Source organism: Pseudoxanthomonas sp. PXM03, from assembly GCF_014852005.1.
GTDB lineage: Bacteria > Pseudomonadota > Gammaproteobacteria > Xanthomonadales > Xanthomonadaceae > Pseudoxanthomonas_A.
The window spans coordinates 440,019-460,512 of the sequence record NZ_JACVAU010000001.1 but is presented as its reverse complement, the minus strand read 5'-3'; the positions used below and the strand labels follow the sequence as shown (position 1 = coordinate 460,512).

Sequence of the window (20,494 nt, the reverse complement as noted above, 5' to 3'; positions counted from 1 at the left end):
GCATCGCCTGGGGATGCGCCGTGGCCCGCAACGAAAAGAGCCGGGTCTCCCCGGCTCTTTTCCAGCGCGTACTGTCGCTTACTTCGAGGCGACGCCGAGCTGGTCCAGCATGAAGGCGAACATCTCGGCGCGTTCGCGGTACTGGCGGAAGCGGCCCGACTTGCCGCCATGGCCGGCTTCCATGTTGGTGCGGAACACCACCGGGTCCGTGCCGGTGTTCAGGTCACGCAGGCGGGCCACGTACTTGGCCGGCTCCCAGTACTGCACCTGCGAGTCCCACAGGCCGGTGCCGACGAACATCGCGGGATAGGCCTTCGCCTGCAGGTTGTCGTAGGGCGAGTACGTGAGGATGTAGTCGTAATAGCCCTTCTCTTCCGGGTTGCCCCACTCGTCGTATTCGTTGGTGGTCAGCGGGATGCTGGGGTCCAGCATCGTGGTCGCCACGTCGACGAACGGCACCAGCGTCAGGATGACCTTGTACTTCTCCGGCGCCATGTTCGACACCGCGCCCATCAGCAGGCCACCGGCACTGCCGCCCATCGCCGCCACACGGTCCTTGGCCGCATAGCCTTCCTTGACCAGGTAGTCGGTGACGTCGATGAAATCGGTGAAGGTGTTGACCTTGTTGTACAGCTTGCCGTCGTCGTACCAACGGCGGCCCATTTCCTGTCCGCCGCGGATATGCGCAAGCGCATAGACCACGCCACGGTCCAGCAGGCTGACATTGGTGATGCTGAAGTTCGGGTCCATCGACGCGCCGTAGCTGCCGTAGGCGTACTGCAGCATCGGCGCCTTGCCATCGCGGGCAAAGTCCTTGCGGTACACCAGCGTCACCGGGATCTTCGTCTTGCCGTCACGCGCCGGCGCCCACACGCGCTCGGTGACGTACTTCGAGGCGTCGTAGCCAGGCACGGGCTGCTGCTTCAGCTGCCGGCGTTCGCCGGTCCTGGTGTTGATCTCGTAGGTCGTGGCCGGCGTGGTCATTGAGGTGTAGCTGTAGCGCAGCCAGTCAGTGCCGGTCTCCGGATTGGCGGACAGGCCCATCGAGTACGCCGGCTCGTCGGCCTTGACGTAGTCGCTGCTGCCATCGGCCTTGATCACGCGCAGGCTTTCCAGTGCGTTGGCACGCTCGGCCACCACGCTGAAGCCGTCGAACAGTTCGAAGCCCTCGATGAAGACGTCATCGCGGTGTGCGATCCAGTCCTTCCAGTCCTTGCGGGAGACCGAATCGGTCGGCGCGGTGACCAGCTTGAAGTTGGTGGCGCCATTGGCATTCGTGCGGATCACCCAACGGTCGCCGAGGTGGTCGGCCTGGTACTCGACATCGCGCTCGCGCGGCGCCAGCACGGTGAACACGCCTGGGCTGGCAGCCGGCGTGCAGCGCATCTCCGAGGAGACCGTGCTCTCCACACTGATGCAGATGAACTTGTCGTCGCGGCTGCGGCCGATGCCCATGTAGAAGCTGTCGTCCTCTTCCTCGTAGACGAGCTTGTCCTGCGCGGCCGGCGTGCCCAGTACGTGCGACTTCACGCGCTTGCTGAGCAGGGTCTCCGGATCCTTGTCGACGTAGAACAGGGTGCGGCCATCGTCGGACCAGACCAGGTTGGGCTCGGCGTTGGTGATCGTGTCAGGCAGGATCTCGCCGGTTTCGAGGTTCTTGAAGCGGATGGTGTACTGGCGGCGGCCATTGGTGTCGTCGGCATAGGCCAGCAGGCGGTTGTCCTGGCTGACCTCGTAGTCGCCGACGTTGTAGTAGTCCTTGCCTTCGCCCAGCGCATTCACGTCCAGCAGCACCTGCTCGCCGGCGAAGTCCCCTGCGGCGTTGGCCGCCTGGATGGATACCGCATCCAGACCCGGACCGTCCTTGCGGCGCGCATGCACCGGGTAGTCCTTGCCGGTCACGAAGCGGGCGTAATACCACCAGCCACGCTCGCGATACGGCACGCTGGCGTCATCCTGCTTGATGCGGGCGACGACCTCGTCGTAGAGCTTGTCTTCCAGCGGCTTCAACGGCGCCATCACCGAGTCGGTGTAGGCGTTCTCGGCGTTGAGGTACGCCAGCATTTCCTTGTTCTCGCGCTTGTCGTCGCGCAGCCAGTAGTACTCGTCGTTGCGTTCGGCGCCATGCGGCGCCTTCACCACGTGCGGCTTCTTCGCCACGTCGGGCGGAGTGGCGGTGGCGGCGAGGGCGGAGGTGATCGGGGTACTCATCAGGACGGTGGCGGCCAGCAACAGGGAAGTCGGTTTCATGGATGGGGTCCGGGGATGCGGGATGCAATGGGAAGCGGTCTGCCCCCTCCTCCGCTTGCGGGGGAGGGTTGGGGTGGGGGCAAGCCCGTTGACTTACCGCGCCAAGAGCACCCCCATCCCCGTCTTCCCCCGCAAGCGGGGGAAGGAGCTGTGTACCGTTACTTGGCCAGCTGCTGCCAGAGGAAGGTATAGGCCAGCGCGCTCATGTGCGCGGCCTGGGCGTTGTTCGCCGCACCGCCGTGGCCACCCTCGATGTTCTCGTAGTAGCGCACGTCCTTGCCCGCTTCCAGCATCCTGGCGGCCATCTTGCGGGCGTGGCCCGGGTGGACGCGGTCGTCGCGGGTGGAGGTCATGAACAGGGTCGGCGGATAGTCCTTCTTCGCGTCGAACAGGTGGTACGGCGAGAAGGTCTGGATGAATTCCCAGTCGGCGGTGTCGGGGTTGCCGTACTCGGCCATCCACGAGGCGCCGGCCAGCAGGTGGCTGTAGCGCTTCATGTCCAGCAGCGGCACCTGCACCACGACCGCGCCGAACAGTTCGGGATACTGCGTCAGCATGTTGCCGGTCAGCAGGCCACCGTTGCTGCCGCCCTGGATGCCCAGGTGCTTCGGCGAGGTGATCTTGCGGGCGATCAGGTCCTGCGCGACCGCAGCGAAGTCCTCGTACGCCTTGTGGCGGTTGGCTTTCAACGCGGCCTGGTGCCAGCGCGGACCGTACTCGCCGCCGCCGCGGATGTTGGCGACGGCATAGACGCCGCCCTTCTCCAGCCAGCCCTTGCCGACGCCGCCGGAATAGCCCGGGGTCAGCGAGATCTCGAAGCCGCCGTAGCCGTACAGCAGGGTCGGCGTGCTGCCGTCGTACTTCAGGCCTTCCGGGCGAACCAGGAAGTACGGCACCTTGGTGCCATCCTTCGACGTGGCGAAGTGCTGCTCGATCTTCTTGCCCGAGGCATCGAAGAAGGCCGGCATCGACTTCAGTTGCTCAGGCTGCTTGCCGATCTCGGCCAACGACAGCGTGGTCGGGGTCAGATAATCGGTGGCCGTCAGCCACACCGCGTCGCTGTCGTCGCTGTCCACATCGTTGACGCCGATGGTGCCGAAGGACGGCGCGCCGACGAAGGCGCTGGTCTTCCAGCCCGAAGCCGACGGCGTGAGCACGCTCAGGCGGTTCTTCACGTCCTCCAGCACGTTGAGCACCAGGTGGTTCTTCGTCCACGTGAAGCCGGCCAGCGAGGTCTTGTCGGTCGGCGCGAACAGCACGTCGAAGTCGCGCTTGCCGGCCATGAAGTCCTCGAACTTCGCGGCCAGCAGGCTGCCGGCGGCATGGGTCTTGCCGCCGACGGTCCACGGCTCGCGCAGTTCCAGCGTCAGCCATTCCTTGTGCACGCCCTTGTTGGCGGAATTGGGTGCGTCGATCTTGGCCAGCGTGCCGCCGGCACCGCGCAGGTACAGCTCGTCGTTGTAGAAGGCGATGGTGCGGCTGACGAAATCGCGCTGGAAGCCCGGCGTGTCGTCATGGTAGGCCGCGATGTACATGTCTTCCGCGGTGCCTTCGTACACGACGGCGGCCGATGCGAGCGGCGTGCCCCGCTTCCATTCCTTCACGATGCGCGGGTAACCCGAGCTGGTCAGGCTGCCGGCGCCGAAGTCGCTGTAGACGTAGACGGTGTCGGCGTCCTTCCAGCCCAGCGCACCCTTGGCCTCGGGGCGGTAGAAGCCGTCGGCCAGGAACTTCTTGTTGACCAGGTCGAACTCGCGGGTCTCGTCGGCATCGGCACCGCCGCGCGACAACGCGACCAGGCAGCGCGCGTAGTCCGGCTTGCGGCAGTCGGCACCGTGCCAAACCCAGTTCTTGCCTTCGGCCTTGTTCAACGCATCCAGGTCCAGCACGGTTTCCCACTGTGGCTGGGCCTTGCGGTACTCGGCCAGCGTGGTGCGGCGCCAGACGCCGCGCTCGTGCTGCTTGTCCTTCCAGAAGTTGTAGTAGTACTCGCCGACCTTCTGCACGCCCGGAATCTTGGCATCGGAATCGAGGATGGCGCGGATATCCGATTCCAGCTGCTTGAAGGCCGGGGTCGAGGCGATCTCGGCCTCGGCCCTGGCGTTCACGCCCTTCACCCAGTCCAGCTGCTTCTGCCCTTCGACGTCCTCCAGCCAGGCATACGGATCGTTCGTCACGTCAACCTCCTTGGCATGGGCAGGGGCTGACAGCGCGCCAGCGACGGCGAGGCCTGCGGCCAGGCAGGCATGGATGAGTCTGGGCATCGGGTGCGGCTCCGGAGGTGCGTTTCATGAACATGGCACGCTAGCACAAGGCCCGGAGGGCACCCCCTGCCGAAGGTCAGGCAGCCCGGGACAGGGCGCCGCCCCCGTCGCGGATGCGGCGCGCCTGCGGGCTGCGACGACGGCGCGCCGTCCGATGCGACCTGGCCCCACGGGCCGGAAGCCGGAAACGGTGCAGGGCCCACCAGGCCACGGCAGGCATCCCGACCAGCCACAGGGGCAGCCAGCCCAACCAGTCGGTGCTGGCGCGGGCCAGCGGCAGCAGCAACACCAGCGCAACGCCTGACAGCACCACGCGGCGCAGGACACGATCCAGATGGACATCGGGGCGGTCCTGGCGGACCGCATGCGAAACCTGAAACGAGGACATGGACATGGCGGAGGATTCCCTTGTGTGATGTCAGTACGACGTCACATTCACGCAGTGGCATCTCACGGGTTGCGACATCACCGGTTAACATCTCCGTCGCATCCTGATGACTAGCGTGTCCGTATGACAGGGAGAAGGGAGTCCCACATGCCCATGGCGTTGCCAATCCGCGTGGTCCGCATTGCACTGCTCGCGCTGCTGCTGGCACTGGCGGGCGGCTGTGCCAGCCGCGGCCCGGCGCGCGCGGCACCCGACGCGGTGGACCTGCCCCGCTTCATGGGCACCTGGCATGTCGTCGCGCACATCCCCTACTTCGCCGAGCGCGGGCACGTGGCGGCGCGCTACGAGTACACGCTGCGCGACACCGACAAGGTCGGCGTGGCGTACCACTACCGCGAAGGCTTCAGCGAGCCCGAACAACTGCGCGAGGCACGCGCGTCGGTCAAGGGGGAGTCCGGCAACCGCGAATGGACGCTGTGGTTCGTCGGCGTGGTGCCCGCCAAGTGGCGCATCGTCGAAGTGGCGCCCGACTACTCATGGGCACTGGCGGATTACCCCGGCCGCGACATGGGCTGGATCATGGCCCGCGATCCGCTCATGGACGACGTGCGCTACGAGGAACTGGTGAAGAAGGCGCGCGACCACGGCATCAACGCCCGCCAGCTGGTCCGCGTGCCCCAGGTGCCGGCGCAGGTGGGGAAGCCGGGCTTCGGCGAGCCGAAGGAGCCGTAGAGAGGTCCGCTGCAGGAATCCCTGCGCGCGCGCCGTCAGTCGCGACGGAAATCAGAGGGGCGGGGCGTGTCGCCTCGTGCGAGCAATCGAGGCTCCCTTACTCCATCCCCTGCTTGTCCGGGATCCGGGACCCGTTCCTCCGCAGTCGCGACTCACGTCGCTCCCATAACCCTGCGCCCTGCCGCGAAACTATTTCTTCCCGTAGTTCGACAGCGCCAGTTCCAGCAGCGCCTTGGCCTGCTCGCGCAGCACGGCGGGCTCGACGATCTCCGCATCCGCGCCGTAATGCAGGATGTCCATCAACAGTTCGCGCGAGACGCTGTAGGGAATCTTCAGTTCGTAACGGCCGTCCGGCAGGTGGCGGCCCTGCTGCTTGGAATGCCACTGTTCGTCGGCGACCCAGCGCGCGGCCTTGGCGCTGAAGAGGATGGTGGCCCAGCCCTTGGGTTCGCCCGAGAAGATGCCGTAGCTCGACGCCAGATGCTGGTTCAGCTCCTCGTTCGGCAGGTCGCGTGCCGGCTCGTCGCCCAGTCGCGCGTTGCCGATGCGATCCACCGCGAAGCTGCGCAGCGCGTTGCGCTCGTGGTCCCACGCATCGAGATACCAGTTGTCGCGGTAGTGGGTGATGCGCTGCGGCGATACCGCGCGCCGCGTGCGCTCGTCGGTGGAACGCGCGCGATATTCGAACTGCAGTTGCTTGCGCTCGAGTACGGCCGACGCCACGGTGCGGAAGCTGGCTTCATCCAGCGTGCGACCGCGGTGCGGGATCACCCGCACGCGATCCACGGGCCAGTGGTCCACGCCCGCGTGGTCGGCCAGCAGGCCTTCGATGCGCTTCTGCAGCGGCGCCAGTGCCCCGGAGAGCACGCCACCGCCTGTGCGGACCAGCAACTGCTGCGCGGCGAGCAACGCATACAGTTCTTCCGAACTCAGCCACAACCCCGGCAGTTCGAAACGATCGCTCTCGGCCGCGTGGTAGCGGAAGCCCGCTTCACCATCGCCTTCGATCGGCGCCATCAGCGCATCGCGCAGGTAGGCGAGGTCGCGGTAGACGGTGGCGCGCGAACAACCCAACTCCTCCTGCAGCCGCTTCACCGTGACCGGATAGCGCGCCGCCTTCAGGATGCGGTGCAGGGCGGTGATGCGTTCGATCTTGTCCATGGGCAGCGTGGCAGCGGGGGGCGTGGCCGGATTATCGCCGACGGTTGGCCGTTTTCGTCGCCTGCCTGCCGTTGGAAGAGACACAGGGGACAAGCGCCGACGGCGCCTTGGGCCCGTGCGGTGCCTGGTGCCGTGGCGTGTCTTCGCCGCCGCGACGCCCTCAACGCACGGACCCAAGGCGCCGCCTCTTCCCGGGAGCATGCCGACCATGTCGCCGCGCGCCGTCCTGCCCCTGCTGTTCGCACTGGCCGCCTGCCAACCCTCCCCGAACGGCGACACCGGAGCGCCCGCCGCCCCGCCAACACCGCCCGTCGTCCCTGCGCGCGACGCCGTGCGGGATGTGAAGGCGTCGATGCAGCGCTTCCTGGCCGCCCGCCGCTTCCATGCACGGATGCAGGTGGAGGGCGCCCGGCCGATGACCGGCGAGATGGACTACGTGGCGCCGGACCGCTACAGGATCGTGTTGCCCGGCGGCACGCAGACAGTGATCGGGAATGTGCTGTACATGCAGGTGGACGGCCGACGCACGCAGGTTCCCCTGCCTCCGGAGACGCTCGCCCCGTGGCGCGACCCGCTCGCACTTCAGCAGGCCGGGCAGGGTCTGTCCGCCGAACACGTCGGCGACGACACCATCGCCGGCCACCCTGCCCGGCGTTACCGCGTACGCCACGACGACCCGGAAGCGGTGGCGTTCGACTACTGGATCGGTCCCGGCGGTCTGCCGCTGCAACTGCGCCACAGCGGTCGCGACGACGAGGGGCGCGCCTACACGGTGCTGTTGACGTATTCGCGCTACGACGACCCGGCGATCAGCATCGACGCGCCGCCTTGAGTGGAGCCAGACGGCCACGACGGGAAGACGACGCGTCCCGGCGCAGGAATGCTGGCGACCGTGACACGCATCCTGAATCGAGCGCGTCTCCGTGGCAGAATGCATGTCGCAAACCTGAATCGGAACAAGCACTTGGGTTGTGGCGCCGTCGGCTCACATCTACCATGTAACCGCTTACATTTCCTCTCCATTTCCTCGAGACCCGCCATGTCACGCCCGACGCCCCCCTCCTTGCTGGCACTCGTCCTGATCGCCGGCAACGTTGCGCCTGCCCTGGCTGGCGAGGTGGTGCTGCCGCGTAACGAGAAGGGGGAAGCCATCCGTGCAGGCAAGGGTTTCGGCAAGCAGGGCAGTGCGGCGCTGCCGGTCATCGCCATGGCGGTGCGCCCCATTCCCGAAGCGCCCCCCGAGCCGGCACCGCCGACGCCCACGCTCACCGGTGGCGGTGAACTGGGCATCGCCGCCACCAGCGGCAACAGCAACACCGAGAGTTTCAACGGACGGTTGGACCTGACCTATACCGACGGCGGCGCATGGCGCCACAGCGCCAGCCTGTTCGGCCTGCATTCGCGCTCCGAATACACCCGGACCCAGGACGACGGCAGCGTCATCCGCGACAGCCGCACTACGGCTAACCGCTACACGGTCAACGCCAACAGCGCCTATCTGATGGACGAACGCGGCACGCTCAACACCGCCGTGCGCCACGAAGAAGACGACTTCGGCACCTACAGCCGGCAGCAGTCCGTCAGTCTCAGCTACGGCAACCGCGTCCTCGAGGGTCAACGCGGCCACCTCGACCTGCAGGTCGGTCCCGGTTATCGCCGCGCGTACGACACGCTCGATGACCGCACCGAAGCCGGCTTCATCGGCCGTGGCCTGATCGACCTGCGCTACGCGCTGAGCGAGAACACCGAGATCGTCAACAAGCTGCTGGTGGAATCCGGCGAATACAACACCTTCGCGCAGAACGACCTGGGCGTCTCGGTCACGATGAACTCGCACCTCGCGCTGAAGGCGGGTTGGCAGGCGCGACACAACAGCGATGTCGCACCCGACATCAAGAAGACGGACACCCTGACCACGATGAACGTGGTCTACCGCTTCAAGTAAACGCGCGCGCCGCTCAGGCGAGGAACGCGCCCGCGCCCTGCGCCAGCAGCTGGGCAGCGACGCGTTGCCCCAGCGCCTCGGGATCGCCGGCCGGGCCGGTATCTTCCGCGCGGATCACCTGCCCCTCCGCTGAACCCACCAGTCCCGACAGCGACAGCGCATCGTCCATGCGCTGCGCAAACGCAGCCACCGGAACATGGCAGCTGCCGTGCAGTGCCCGGTTCATGGCGCGCTCCGCCTCCACGCAGACGCGCGTCGCGGCATCGTCCAACGCCGCGAACAGCGCATGCGTGGCGGGATCTTCCGCCCGGCACTCCACCGCGATGGCCCCCTGCGCGGGTGCCGGCAACCAGTCCGGCGCATCCAGCCGCACACGGATGCGCGAAGCGAACCCCAGGCGTTGCAACCCGGCGCACGCCAGCACGATCGCGTCGTAGTCGCCGGCATCCAGCTTGGCCAGGCGCGTATTGACGTTGCCGCGCAGGTCCAGCAGCTGCAGGTCCGGGCGCAATGCGCGCAGCTGCGCCTGCCGGCGCAGCGATGACGTTCCCACGCGGGCGCCATGGGGCAGCGCTGCGATGCCGTCATAGTGGTGGGAGATGAAGGCGTCGGCCGGATCCGCGCGCGGCAGGATGGCGGGCAGCGCGAAGGGACCTTCGAGCTCCATCGGCACGTCCTTCAGCGAATGCACGGCGCAGTCGGCCTCGCCGCGCAGCATGGCCAGCTCCAGTTCCTTCAGGAACAAGCCCTTGCCCCCGATGGCGGCCAGCGAGCGGTCCAGCACCTCGTCGCCACGCGTGCTCATCGGCACCAGCTCGACCGCCAGCCCGGGATGGGCGGCGCGCAGCCGGTCGGCGACGTGTTCGCTCTGCCAGAGGGCGAGCGGGCTCTTGCGGGTGGCGATGCGCAGCAGGGTCATGCGGGCATTATCCCGCATGGCGCCACGTCCGCGCGCGCTCAGAGCGCCTTGACGGTCTCGCGCAGGCCCGCCACGCAGCGGCGGCTCACTTCCAGCGGCTCCTTGCCATGGCGCAGGATGGCCTGGACATGGCCATCGCCGATGCGCTTGATCTCGACCAGTTCGTGGCGCGCGACCAGGCAGTTGCGATGGATCCGCACGAAGCGGCCACCGAATTCCTCTTCCAGCGATTTCAGCGATTCCTCGATCAGGTCCTCGCCGCGCGCGTGGTGCACGACCACGTACTTCTCCTCCGCCTGCAGGTAATGCACTTCATCCACCGGAATCAGCCGCAGGCTGCCCCGCAAGCGTGCACACAGGTGGGTCCGTGGCTGGCTGCTCGATGACGCCGGCGCCTGGGTCTCGCGCCCGGCGATGAAGGTGCGCGCGCGTTCGAGCGCGGCGGCCAATCGCTCGGCGCGGATCGGCTTCATCAGGTAATCGATGGCGGCGGCCTCGAAAGCCGACAGCGCGTGTTCGTCATAGGCCGTGCAGAACACCACGGCGGGACGCGGGTCGAAGGCGGCCAGATGGCGGGCAGCCTCGAGTCCGTCCACGCCCGGCATGGCGATGTCCAGCAGGACCATGTCGGGGCGATGCTGCGAACAGGCCTGCAACGCGTCCAGGCCGTTCTCGGCCTCGGCGACCACCTCTATGCCGGGATGCTCGGCCAGCAACGCGCGCAGGCGCTCGCGGGCAAGGGGTTCGTCGTCGGCAATAACCACTTTCACGGCAAAGGCGTCCTCGGTGAACGTTGGCGTGATCCCCCGCGTCCTAGGTTACCCATGGCGGCGCCATGCGTCATCCTTCGGGGGGCGCGTGGGGATTACAACGCAAACCGCCGGCTCATCCAGTCACCCAGGTCACGGATTTCCTCCGCGCACACCTGGTGTGCCATCGGATAGCGGTGCCATTGCACGTCGAAACCCAGGTCCCCGAGTGCGCGAGCGCTCTGTTCGGCATGGATGAGCGGGATCACCGGATCCCCCGTGCCGTGCGCCATGAACACCGGTTGCGCGGTGGCCGCAGCCGCCAGGTGCGTGGCAGCCTGCGCCGCGCCCGGCAGGTAGGTGGAGAGCGCGATCAACCCCGCCAACGGCACCTGCCTGCGCAGGCCGGCCGCCAGGGTGATGGCACCGCCCTGGGAGAATCCCGCCAGCAGCAACCGCTCCGGCGCGATGCCCCGCGCCTGCTCGCGCGCGATCAGTGCCTCCACCTGCACCAGCGACTCCTCGATGCCGGCGCTGTCCGCCCGAGTGGGGAAGTCCATGCCCACGATGTCGTACCACGCACGCATGCGGACGCCGTTGTTGATCGTCACCGCGCGCACGGGCGCATGCGGGAAGACGAAACGCAGCGCCGGCCATTCCGGACGCACCAGTTCGGGCACGATCGGGGCGAAGTCGTGGCCATCGGCACCCAGGCCGTGCAGCCACAGCACGGACCACTGGGGTGCCGGGCCGGTTTCCTGTTCGACGGTATCTAGGATCGGAGAAGTGGAGGAGGTCGTCATGCCGCCATTCTCGCCGCAGATGCGGGCGGACACCAATCAGCCGTCGCCGGCCCCTGCGGCAGGCAACCGGAAGCGCACTGTACGACGTGATGCATGCGCCTGGCCGGTCGCCTCAAAACGCCAGCGTTGCGCGACCGCGAGCGCGGGCGCATCGAACATGCCCTCGGGCGTCGATGACACCAGGCGCACGTCGCGCACGCTGCCGTCGGGCTGGATGGTGAAAGCGACTTCCGCCTGCCCTTCCACGCGCGCGCGCAGCGCAGGCAATGGATATCGCGGCTGTGCATCCTGCAGCAGGCGCGGCGCCCGGTTCTCCTGTACGACACGCGACGGCACCACGGAAGGGCTGGTGGCCGGCACTTCTTCCTGTCGCGCAGGGAGCGGCGCAGGCGAAGGCGCGACGTCGGGTGCGCGGACAACCGGTGCGGCGGCGACTACGGGCGCAGGCGCAGATGCACGCGCTGTCTGTGCCGGCGATGCCTCCAGGGTCGAGGACGTGGGGGATACGGCCGGCTGTGCTGCCGCCGCGTCAGCTGCGGCAGCCTGCAACGCCTGCTCGCGCAGCAATGCCGCCACCCCGGCGCCCAGTCGAGGCAGCGCAGGCGCCCGCCCATCGATGCGTTCGATCAGACCCAGCAGGCGCTGCGCCTCCCCTGCATCGCCACGCGCGATCGCCTGTTCGGCAGCGATCAGCACATAAGGCTGCAGTTCCGTCAGCGCCGCCTGCGCACGTACGCGCTCCGCCGCTTCGGCGCGCGCCGCCAGATAGTGTTCCACCGCGTTGTCTCCCGCCGGGACAAGCATCCGGTTTTCCGCCAGTGCCTGTGTCGCCCGCGCGTAGTGCGTCGCGGGCGCCGCTGCGTCCGGCCGAATGTCCGCCGCGACAGGCAGCGCTGCTCCGCCTTGTTCCGCGTCGGGCGCGGATGCGCCTTGGCACCCTGCCAGGCACAGCAGCAACCCGCCCCCCATCCACGTCCGTTTCGCTTTCATGTCCACCCCTGTCATGCGGGCGGCAAGCCTAGGCGGCGATCATGACGACGGTGCGTCAGGCCATGCCCGCCCTCGACACCGCTCGCGCCCGGCACTTCCGCTCGGGAGTTGTCCCGCGAAGGCGCGCGATGGCGGCATCGAAGGCGGGGTGCGGCCTGGCGGCCGGGCTGTAAGCGTTTGCAGGTGCGTCGAGCCCCGCGCCACGTGAAACTTCAGGTAAAGTGCGGCGATCAGGGGCCGATACCGCATCGTATCTCCCCGTTTCGGGGATGGCTGAGCAGGGAGTGCCGTGGCGAACCCGGTCCATCAGGCGGAAACCGTTCTTGGGGAAGAACTGACCGTGAGGCCCACTGCCATCGCCATGCCGCCGCACTTCGCCAATGGCGCGCCCGACGTGTCCTGGGTCATCGACCACAGCGACAACGCGGTCGTCGTCTGCGACGACGCAGCGCACATCACCTGGATCAACCAGGGCTTCACGCGCATGCTCGGCTACACGCTGGAGGAAGCCGCCGGCCGCCGCCCCAGCGATTTCCTGGCCGGCCCGCACACCGATCCGGAAACGGTCGAATGGGTGCGCGGCCAGTTGAACGTCCAACAGGGTTACCGCACCGAACTACTGGTCTACGCCAAGAGTGGCGTGCCGCTGTGGATCTCTGCGGTCGTCAATCCCGTCTTCGACCCCGAGCGCAACGTCCGCTATTTGCTCGGCGTCTATACCGACATCACCCACAGCAAATTGCACGAGGAGCTGCACCGCAAGGTGCTGGGCGCCATCGTCCGGGAGCAGCCGCTGCAGGAGGTGCTGACGCTGGTCTGCCGCGAAGTCGAAAAGGTCATGCCGGAAGCCGTGGCGTCGGTGATCGCGCTGGACGACTACGGCCGCCTTCGCCCGCTCGCGGCTCCCAGCCTGCCCGACGCCATCGGCGCGCTGATCGACGGCGAGCTCGCGGGTCCGATGGTCGGCGCCTGCGGCTCGGCCGCCTGGAGCGGGCAGCCCGTCGAATGCAGCGATATCGAACGCGACCCGCGCTGGCAGGCGTACAACGCCCCGTTCCTCGCGCTGGGCATCCGTGCATGCTGGTCGAGTCCGATCAAGGCCCATGATGGCCGCGTGCTGGGCACGTTCGCGCTGTACTACTGGGAAAACAGGGCGCCCGACGATTTCCACCAGCGCGTGGTCGATGTCTGCCTGCACCTGTGCGCGTTGGCGATGGAGCGCGAGCGCGCTCGTGCGCGCATGCACCAGCTCTCGTTCTTCGACACCCTGACCGGGCTGCCGAACCGTGCGCTGTTCAACAGCAAGGTCGAGCAGATGCTGCTGGGCGCCGCGCGACGCGACAGCGCCGTGGCGTTGCTGTTCATCGACATCGACCGCTTCAAGATCGTGAACGACACCCAGGGCCACACGGCCGGCGATGCGCTGCTGCGCGAGCTGGCCAAACGCCTGGGCAGCGAACTGCGCGAAGGCGACGTGGTGGCGCGACTGGCCGGCGATGAATTCGTGCTGGCCGTTCCCGACCGCAGTGCGGAGGAAGCCGCCAACCTGGCCGATCGCCTGATGGCCCGGCTGTCCGAACCGGTAAGTGCAGGCCGGATGATGCTGACGCCGCAGGCCAGCGTGGGCGTGGCGATGTTCCCCGCCGATGGCTGGGATGTGGATTCGCTGGTACGCCATGCCGATATCGCGATGTACCGCGCCAAGTCAGAGGGCGGCGCGCGCATCGTGTTCTACAGCCTCGAGATGAACCAGGCGATGCAGGAGCGGCTCGCACTGGAGAATGCGCTGCGCGAGGCGGTGCGCAGCGGCCAGTTGCGCCTGCACTACCAGCCTCAGGTCGCGCTGGATGACGATGCCCGCCTGCATGGCGTGGAAGCGCTGCTGCGCTGGCGCCATCCGGAGATCGGCGAGATCTCGCCCGCCACCTTCGTGCCGATGGCCGAGGAGTGCGGCCTGATCGACGAGCTGGGCCGGTGGACGCTGGAAGAAGCCTGCACCCAGATGGCGGACTGGCGGCGGCGCGGCGTGCCGGTGCCGCGCGTCTCGGTCAACCTGTCGGCGATCAACTTCGAACAGCAGGACCTGCCGACCTTCATCGGCAATGTACTGGGCAAATGCGGGCTTTCCCCCTCCGAGCTGATGGTGGAAGTGACCGAGAGCGTCATGCTGGCGCAGAAACCCGAGGTACTGGCCAACATCGATGCGATCCACCGCATGGGCGTGAGCCTGTCGATCGACGATTTCGGCACCGGCTACTCCAGCCTGAGCCATCTCCACCGCCTGCCCATCAGCGAACTGAAGCTCGACATGAGCTTCGTGCGCGACCTGGAGCACAGCGAGTCCGCCCGTGCACTTACCACGTCCATCCTGCGCATCGGCGAAAGCCTGGCGTTGAAGGTGGTCGCCGAGGGTGTCGAGAATGCGGCGCAACGCGCCGTGCTGGCCTCGCTCAACTGCGATCTGTTGCAGGGCTACTACGTCTCGCGCCCCCTGTCCCCGCACTCGCTGGAACGCTGGATCAGCCTGCAACCACCGGTGGAGTGAGCGAAAGGCGCGCCTGGTCTTCCAGCAGGAAGCCCAATGCCTCAGCACAAGGGGCCGCCACGCGGAACCGCAGCAGCTCATCGGCGCGCGTCCGCCCCAGGTTGACGGCGACCACCGGAATATCCGCGCGCACGGCGGCATGCACGAAGCGCAACCCGGAGTAGACCATCAAGGACGAGCCGACCACCAGCATGGCGTCCGCGCGCCGGAGATGCGCCATGGCATGGTCGACGCGCGCGCGCGGCACGTTCTCGCCGAAGAACACCACATCGGGCTTCAACAGTCCCCCGCAAGCCTCGCAGGCCGGCACCTGGAACGTGCCGAAATCGCGCCCTTCCAGATCGGCGTCGCCGTCCGGTGCCGCGCCTGCGTCCAGATCAGCCCATCCCGGATTGGCCTGCGCCAGGCGGATCTGCAGGTCGGCGCGCGATGACGCCGTTGCGCACGCAAGGCAGACGACGCCATCCAGCCGGCCGTGCAGATCGATCACCGACTGACTGCCTGCGGCCTGATGCAGGCCATCCACGTTCTGGGTCAGCAGCAGTTCGCAGTGGCCCCGCGCCTCCAAGGCCGCCAATGCACGATGCGCCGCGTTCGGCCGTGCGGCCTCGATGCGCGGCCAGCCGATCATGCTGCGCGCCCAATAGCGTCCGCGCGTGATCGCATTGCCGACGAACGCCTGGTAGGTGACCGGCGGCGTGCGCTTCCACGCGCCCTGCTCGTCCCGGTAGTCGGGAATGCCGGACGCCGTGCTGCAGCCGGCACCGGTCAGCACGAACAGGCGCCGATGGGACGCTACGAAGTCCTCGAGTTCGGTGTTGCTCATGCCCAAAGCATAGGGCATGCGCACGGACGCATGAATCAGGGCCGGGGCGCGGGACAGTAGCTGCGCAGGTAGTCCATGTGCGCCGGCATCCGCTGTACGTTGCCCAGCACGCTGGTGCGGATGCCGTCGAGGAAACGCTGCAAGTCGGCCGGCGACAGTACGTCCGCCGTCGGGTGATAGCGTTTCGGCACGATGCCCTGCCCCATCATCACCTGGATCCAGGAGTTCTCGCCGAACAATTCGCCGGGCACGTGGAACACCGTACCGGTCTCGCGGAACAGCTCGATGCGATGGCGCAGGGTGGACGGGATCTCCATCTCCGCGATCTCGCGCCAGTAGGGCGAGTCGCGGCGATCGCTGAGGTGGTAGTGCATCACCACGAAGTCGCGCACGTGCTGCAACTCTTCGTCCAGCCTCGCGTTGTACTCGTCGATCGCCGGCTGGGTGACCACCTGCGGGAAGTTCTGCAGCAAGTGCACGATGCCGCGCTGGATCAGGTGGATGGTGGTCGACTCCAGCGGCTCGATGAAGCTGCCGGCCAGGCCCAGCGCCACGCAGTTCTTCGCCCAGCACTGCTGGCGCTGGCCAGGCTTGAACCGGATCGGCCACGGCTGCTTGATGACTTCGCCTTCGACGCTGCCGAGAAACTCCTCGCGCGCCTCGTCGTCGCTCATGTGGCGGCTGGAATACACGATGCCGTTGCCGACCCGGTGCTGCAACGGGATGCGCCATTGCCAGCCCGACTTGCCGGCGATGGCGCGGGTATAGGGCACCGCGTCGCGCACCGCGGTGGTCTGGGTGGCCAGTGCGCTGTCGTTGAACAGCCAGTGCGACCAATCGGTGAAGCCCACGCCCAGCGTCTTGCCGATCAGCAGCGCGCGGAATCCGGTGCAGTCGATGAAGAAGTCGCCCTCGATGGCGTCTCCGTTCTCCATCTTCAGCGCGGTGACAAAGCCCGACTCCGCATCCGTCAGCACCTCGGCGATCTTGCCCTCCACGCGCTTGGCGCCGTGGCGTTCGCTGAACTGCCGAAGGAACTTCGCGTAGAGGCTGGCATCCATGTGGTAGGCGTAGTGGATGCCGCCATTGGGCAGATGCGCGAAGCGGTCCCCCATCGCCGCCTTCAGTTCGAGGCAGTAATCCTCGTAGCCGCTGGCCATCCCTTCCTTGCGCCCGCGCAGCCAGAAGTGCTGGAACCCTGTGGATGCCCGATCCTTTCCGCTGAATCCGAAGGAATGGATGTAGCGATGCCCGACCTCCAGCCAATGCTCGAACGAAATACCCAGCTTGACGGTGCCCTGCACCGCGGCCATGTACTCCTGCTCATTGATGTCGATCATGCGGTGGAAGCTCAGCAGCGTGGGGATGGTGGCTTCGCCAACGCCCACCGTGCCGATTTCCTCCGATTCCACCAGCGTGATGTCCAACGTCCCACCGAGGACGCGGGAAATCGCTGCGGCCGCCATCCAGCCGGCCGTGCCGCCGCCGGCGATGACCACGCGCTTCACGGGCCGGCTGCGGATGTCGCTGGTAGGGTTGCTCACGGACAGGTTCCTTGGTGTCTTGTTCAGCGGTTGATGCGCTTGAGCAGGCGCGCACGAAGGTCGCGGGCCCGCCCTTCATCCAGCGGCGAGAGCAGGCGACGGGCGGGCTCCGGGACATGGGCGGACGTCTCCGCGTCTGCCTCGAATACGTAGTGGCGGAATACGTCCTTCCAGGCATCGCGCTCATGCGGCGGCAGGTCGCGCACCGTCATCAGCGCATACATCAGTACGTTCATCGGCGTGTCCATCCAGTCCGGCGCATCACGCCACCAGTAGTTGACCAGCACGTTGAACGGCTCGAGCCCCTCCATGTGGTGCCACCACATGCTGGGGATCAGGACCGCATCGCCTGGCCCGAGTTCGGCCACCTGTGCATGCCGCATCGCCTCGGCGAAGCGCGGGAAACGCGCCAGGTCCGGCGCTGCGAAATCGACCAGGCTGACGGCCTGCCCGGCAGGCGTGAAATCCAGCGGGCCGATGTAAAGGTTGCGCAACTGGTCCGGCGGGAACAGGGTGACGCGACGACGCCCCGCCACCACGCACGCGATGTTGTCGGGTACGTCCTGGTGCGCGGCGATGCGGGTGCGGTTGCCGATCCATATGCTGGCCAGAGGATCCCGTCCTGCGAGGAACAGGTCGTTGTGGTCACGGAAGCCCGGCAACCACGTGTCGAGCGTGGTCGATGCGACATAGATCATCGGCGGCGACGCGTGCCCCGCGTACTTGAGCAGCGTATCGAGCACCGTGCGCAACGGAATCTGCTCCTGCCGGAAATTGAATCCGCTCAGGTCATCGTTGTAGAAGACGCGGCCCGCGGCCTCGGGCGCCGCCACCGTGGCGACGACCGGCGGCGCATCGGCGCGCTCGAAGCCATGCAGGTACGCCACCGCCGCCTGCATCGACTCCCGCGCGGCCGCGACCACCGGCCAATGCGCGACGAGGCCCCGCAGCACGATCGGTCCGGACGATGCCGGCAATGCGCCGGACAGCGCATCGCCCACATCGCCGCGACACTCCCGGATGGGGTTAGCGTCCGCCAGCACGGCTCCGATTCATCCTGTCGATCAGGGCACGGAAGTTCGAGATCGATGCCACCGCCATGAAGATCGGCTCCAGGTGGCCATCGGCATGCAGCTTGCCCAGCGCCGCGGGGTCGAGGCCACGGAGCCGGTCCTCGTTGATGGTGTAGTAGCCCGCCAGCCGGTTGAGCGAGCCATCGTCCAGTTCCACGTCGAGCGCGAAGGATTCCAGCAGGTCGAGCGCAAGCAGTGCGTTGACGAAAGCCGGCACGCGCTCCAGGCCGTTGTGCAGGGTGAGGAGCACCGACGCGACCCGGTCCAGGTAATCGGTGTTGCCGCCGTGCTCGCGGAACAGCGGCTCGCCCGTGTCACCCGCTACCCTGGGATGGTCGAGGTCGATGTGCACCGTCATCTCGTCCCCAGCTCGCCCGATCAGGAACGGATGCCGCTCGATGGCCAACGGCAGGTAGTGCGCATCCCAGCGATCGCCATCGAGGAACAGGTTCCGTCCTTCCTCGAACCCAAGCAGGGCAACCGGCGACAACGCGCCTACTGCATCCTTGCGGAAGACGATGGGATAGTACGCCTGCAGGTTGCGGAACTCGGCGGGAAACGTGGCCGCAAAACCGACATCGTCGCCCAGCCGGGCGCCGCGACGCGTATCGATTCGCAAGTCCTTGTGGTCGATGTTGTTGACCTGGGCGTGTCGGGGCATCGTGGGTCGTCCTAGATGCGCGGCATTCCGCGCGTCATCACATGATCGAGCATCTCGCGATGCCCAGGCAATGCCGACAGCATCTTCCTCGCGATATCCGCGGACTCGTGGAAATACGCTTCGGCGCGACGGACATCATCCATCCGTCGCGTGGTCGGCCGCACATCGGGCATGAATCCCATGCCGTAGAGGATGAACTGGTAGCTCGCCGAGGGAAACACTTCCTCGACCCGGCTGAGGTCGTACCGGGAAGGCGGCTGGTGACGCCAAAACTCAAGCAGGTCGAGCAGGCGGTCCGGAATGGTTTCAGGCCGGCGGTTGTCGTGCCAGTACGCGCTGTCTTCCCGCCTGCTCAGCACGTAGTGCAACTTGAGGAAGTCGACGATGCGATCCCAGCGGTAGCCGAAGGTGTCGTTGTAACGCTTGGCGACAATATCCACGGCGGTGCGCGTCGCGGGCATCTGGTCTGCGAGCATGCCCGCGGCAAGCTCCACCATGACCAGCGAAGAAGCCTCGAGCGGCTCCATGAAGCCACTCGACAATCCGATGGCCACGCAGTTCCGGTGCCAGGCGCCCCGCCTGAAACCAGGGCGGATCACGATCTTCGGCAACGTGTCGATGTCCTGCTCACGCCCCCCAGTTGCCACGATGTAGCGGCGCAGTGCCGCCTCGGCGGCATCGTCGGTGGTATGCGTGCTGGAGTACACGTGGCCGATGCCGCGACGGCTCTGCAACCCGATGTCCCAGATCCAGCCCGCTTCCTGCGCCGTCGAGATGGTCTGGCAGGCGATCTCGATACCGGGGTCCGCATAGGGCACCCGCGTGGCGATCGCGCGGTCGTTGAACAACACATTCTTCTGCGATTCGATCTCGACGCCGTAGTGCTGGCCGATCAGCAGCGCGCGCATGCCGCTGCAGTCCACGAACAGGTCGCCTTCTATCACGCCGTGTTCGCGCGTCCGCAGCGCGGCGATGTCGCCGTTCTCGTGCGCCACCACCTCGACCATGTGGTCTGCCACGTGGCGCACGCCGAGCTTCTCGACGCAATGCCGGCGCATGAACACGCCGAGCTTCGCAGCATCCAGGTGATAGGCATAGTTGGCCACGGACGCCCATTCCGGGGTGGCGAACTGCTTGGGCGATTTGCCCGCCTCGCACAGGTGCGCCTGGAAGCACGTCAACATGCTGAAGGGCACGTCGCGGTGCGCCATCCAGCCGGCGGCCAGGTGGGTCTCCAGGAAACCCGGGGGCAACACGAAGGGATGGTGGTAGTAGTCGCCGTCGACCTCTTCGCGCCAACGGACGAACTTCGAGCCCTGCTTGAATGCCGCATCGCACTCGCGGATGAAATCGGTCTCGCTGACGCCGGTCCTGCGCAAGGTGTCGCGCATCGTCGGCCATGTGCCTTCGCCCACGCCTACCGTCGCCACGTCCGGCGATTCGATCAAGGTCACCCGCAATCCGGTTTGCAACGCGGTCTGGTGCTCGGCCGCCAGCACGGCGGCCGTAAGCCAGCCGGCTGAGCCGCCTCCGAGAATGACTACATGTCTGACAGGAGAATTCACGCCGCTACCTCGTCTTGGCAGTCGCCTGGCGGGACTTGCGGGTCCGCCCCGAAAACCAAAGCCGCTGGAAACCAGCGGC

Annotated in this window: 17 protein-coding genes; 4 read left to right on the top strand and 13 right to left on the bottom strand. The window is 67.1% G+C overall.

Annotation, left to right across the window (positions count from 1 at the left end):
- Nucleotides 1–78: 78 nt before the first annotated feature.
- The 3 genes from IB223_RS02050 to IB223_RS02040 form a co-directional block, all read right to left on the bottom strand.
- A complete protein-coding gene (locus IB223_RS02050) occupies nt 79–2,250 on the bottom strand; it encodes a S9 family peptidase (RefSeq protein ID WP_192200022.1) in 2,172 nt (723 codons plus the stop codon).
- A gap of 158 nt (nt 2,251–2,408) precedes the next feature.
- Complete coding sequence (locus IB223_RS02045; RefSeq protein ID WP_192200021.1) at nt 2,409–4,514, bottom strand: prolyl oligopeptidase family serine peptidase; 2,106 nt, start codon at nt 4,512–4,514, stop codon at nt 2,409–2,411.
- Between the two features lie 76 nt (nt 4,515–4,590).
- Nucleotides 4,591–4,902 carry a hypothetical protein gene (locus IB223_RS02040; RefSeq protein WP_192201206.1) on the bottom strand — a complete coding sequence of 104 codons (312 nt, stop codon included), beginning with the start codon at nt 4,900–4,902 and terminating at the stop codon, nt 4,591–4,593.
- A 147-nt stretch (nt 4,903–5,049) separates the two neighbouring features.
- On the opposite strand from IB223_RS02040, the gene IB223_RS02035 reads away from it, so the two are divergent.
- Nucleotides 5,050–5,634: a lipocalin family protein gene (locus IB223_RS02035; protein WP_225590759.1), complete on the top strand. Its 585-nt coding sequence runs from the start codon at nt 5,050–5,052 to the stop codon at nt 5,632–5,634.
- Between the two features lie 189 nt (nt 5,635–5,823).
- On the opposite strand, the gene IB223_RS02030 is transcribed toward IB223_RS02035, so the two are convergent.
- On the bottom strand, nt 5,824–6,795 hold the full coding sequence (locus tag IB223_RS02030; RefSeq protein ID WP_142123220.1) for a YafY family protein: 972 nt from the start codon (nt 6,793–6,795) through the stop codon (nt 5,824–5,826).
- A 208-nt stretch (nt 6,796–7,003) separates the two neighbouring features.
- Between IB223_RS02030 and IB223_RS02025 the strand changes: the two genes are divergently transcribed.
- Entirely contained in the window at nt 7,004–7,627 is a 624-nt protein-coding gene (locus IB223_RS02025; RefSeq protein WP_192200020.1) for a hypothetical protein, read from the top strand.
- A gap of 207 nt (nt 7,628–7,834) precedes the next feature.
- Nucleotides 7,835–8,740 (top strand): DUF481 domain-containing protein, encoded by a 906-nt coding sequence (locus tag IB223_RS02020; protein WP_225590757.1) that lies wholly within the window; start codon nt 7,835–7,837, stop codon nt 8,738–8,740.
- A gap of 13 nt (nt 8,741–8,753) precedes the next feature.
- Here IB223_RS02020 and hemC read toward each other — a convergent pair whose 3' ends face one another.
- From hemC to IB223_RS02000, 4 genes are all read right to left on the bottom strand, one after another.
- A complete protein-coding gene (gene hemC / locus IB223_RS02015; protein WP_192200019.1) occupies nt 8,754–9,659 on the bottom strand; it encodes a hydroxymethylbilane synthase in 906 nt (301 codons plus the stop codon).
- Between the two features lie 38 nt (nt 9,660–9,697).
- Complete coding sequence (locus IB223_RS02010) at nt 9,698–10,429, bottom strand: LytTR family DNA-binding domain-containing protein (RefSeq protein WP_192200018.1); 732 nt, start codon at nt 10,427–10,429, stop codon at nt 9,698–9,700.
- A 95-nt stretch (nt 10,430–10,524) separates the two neighbouring features.
- Nucleotides 10,525–11,211 (bottom strand): alpha/beta hydrolase, encoded by a 687-nt coding sequence (locus tag IB223_RS02005; protein WP_192200017.1) that lies wholly within the window; start codon nt 11,209–11,211, stop codon nt 10,525–10,527.
- Between the two features lie 36 nt (nt 11,212–11,247).
- Nucleotides 11,248–12,201: an energy transducer TonB gene (locus tag IB223_RS02000; protein WP_192200016.1), complete on the bottom strand. Its 954-nt coding sequence runs from the start codon at nt 12,199–12,201 to the stop codon at nt 11,248–11,250.
- A 340-nt stretch (nt 12,202–12,541) separates the two neighbouring features.
- Between IB223_RS02000 and IB223_RS01995 the strand changes: the two genes are divergently transcribed.
- Entirely contained in the window at nt 12,542–14,746 is a 2,205-nt protein-coding gene (locus tag IB223_RS01995) for an EAL domain-containing protein (RefSeq protein ID WP_337730784.1), read from the top strand.
- Here IB223_RS01995 and IB223_RS01990 read toward each other — a convergent pair.
- Genes IB223_RS01990 through IB223_RS01970 form a run of 5 tightly spaced genes read right to left on the bottom strand, consistent with a single transcriptional unit; the run spans nt 14,721 to nt 20,415 of the window.
- A complete protein-coding gene (locus tag IB223_RS01990; protein ID WP_192200015.1) occupies nt 14,721–15,572 on the bottom strand; it encodes an NAD-dependent protein deacetylase in 852 nt (283 codons plus the stop codon). The two genes, IB223_RS01995 and IB223_RS01990, sit on opposite strands and share 26 nt — an antisense overlap.
- Before the next feature lie 35 nt (nt 15,573–15,607).
- The gene (locus tag IB223_RS01985) at nt 15,608–17,116 is read right to left on the bottom strand and encodes a tryptophan halogenase family protein (protein WP_343227126.1); all 1,509 of its coding nucleotides are present in this window, start codon (nt 17,114–17,116) and stop codon (nt 15,608–15,610) included.
- A 23-nt stretch (nt 17,117–17,139) separates the two neighbouring features.
- Nucleotides 17,140–18,156 carry a cupin-like domain-containing protein gene (locus IB223_RS01980; protein ID WP_343227162.1) on the bottom strand — a complete coding sequence of 339 codons (1,017 nt, stop codon included), beginning with the start codon at nt 18,154–18,156 and terminating at the stop codon, nt 17,140–17,142.
- On the bottom strand, nt 18,143–18,850 hold the full coding sequence (locus IB223_RS01975; RefSeq protein ID WP_192200013.1) for a SapC family protein: 708 nt from the start codon (nt 18,848–18,850) through the stop codon (nt 18,143–18,145). The genes IB223_RS01980 and IB223_RS01975 overlap by 14 nt, the downstream gene beginning before the upstream one ends.
- Nucleotides 18,851–18,861: 11 nt before the next feature.
- The gene (locus tag IB223_RS01970) at nt 18,862–20,415 is read right to left on the bottom strand and encodes a tryptophan halogenase family protein (protein ID WP_192200012.1); all 1,554 of its coding nucleotides are present in this window, start codon (nt 20,413–20,415) and stop codon (nt 18,862–18,864) included.
- Between the last annotated feature and the right edge of the window lie 79 nt (nt 20,416–20,494).

Bases quoted from the DNA above. Each gene is read 5' to 3' on its own strand.
- hemC (WP_192200019.1), bottom strand. From the start codon at position 9,659: ATGACCCTGCTGCGCATCGCCACCCGCAAGAGCCCGCTCGCCCTCTGG.
- IB223_RS02045 (WP_192200021.1), bottom strand. From the start codon at position 4,514: ATGCCCAGACTCATCCATGCCTGCCTGGCCGCAGGCCTCGCCGTCGCT.
- IB223_RS01990 (WP_192200015.1), bottom strand. From the start codon at position 15,572: ATGAGCAACACCGAACTCGAGGACTTCGTAGCGTCCCATCGGCGCCTG.
- IB223_RS01975 (WP_192200013.1), bottom strand. From the start codon at position 18,850: ATGCCCCGACACGCCCAGGTCAACAACATCGACCACAAGGACTTGCGA.
- IB223_RS02000 (WP_192200016.1), bottom strand. From the start codon at position 12,201: ATGAAAGCGAAACGGACGTGGATGGGGGGCGGGTTGCTGCTGTGCCTG.
- IB223_RS02035 (WP_225590759.1), top strand. From the start codon at position 5,050: ATGCCCATGGCGTTGCCAATCCGCGTGGTCCGCATTGCACTGCTCGCG.
- IB223_RS02005 (WP_192200017.1), bottom strand. From the start codon at position 11,211: ATGACGACCTCCTCCACTTCTCCGATCCTAGATACCGTCGAACAGGAA.
- IB223_RS02050 (WP_192200022.1), bottom strand. From the start codon at position 2,250: ATGAAACCGACTTCCCTGTTGCTGGCCGCCACCGTCCTGATGAGTACC.
- IB223_RS02020 (WP_225590757.1), top strand. From the start codon at position 7,835: ATGTCACGCCCGACGCCCCCCTCCTTGCTGGCACTCGTCCTGATCGCC.
- IB223_RS02030 (WP_142123220.1), bottom strand. From the start codon at position 6,795: ATGGACAAGATCGAACGCATCACCGCCCTGCACCGCATCCTGAAGGCG.
- IB223_RS02040 (WP_192201206.1), bottom strand. From the start codon at position 4,902: ATGTCCTCGTTTCAGGTTTCGCATGCGGTCCGCCAGGACCGCCCCGAT.
- IB223_RS02025 (WP_192200020.1), top strand. From the start codon at position 7,004: ATGTCGCCGCGCGCCGTCCTGCCCCTGCTGTTCGCACTGGCCGCCTGC.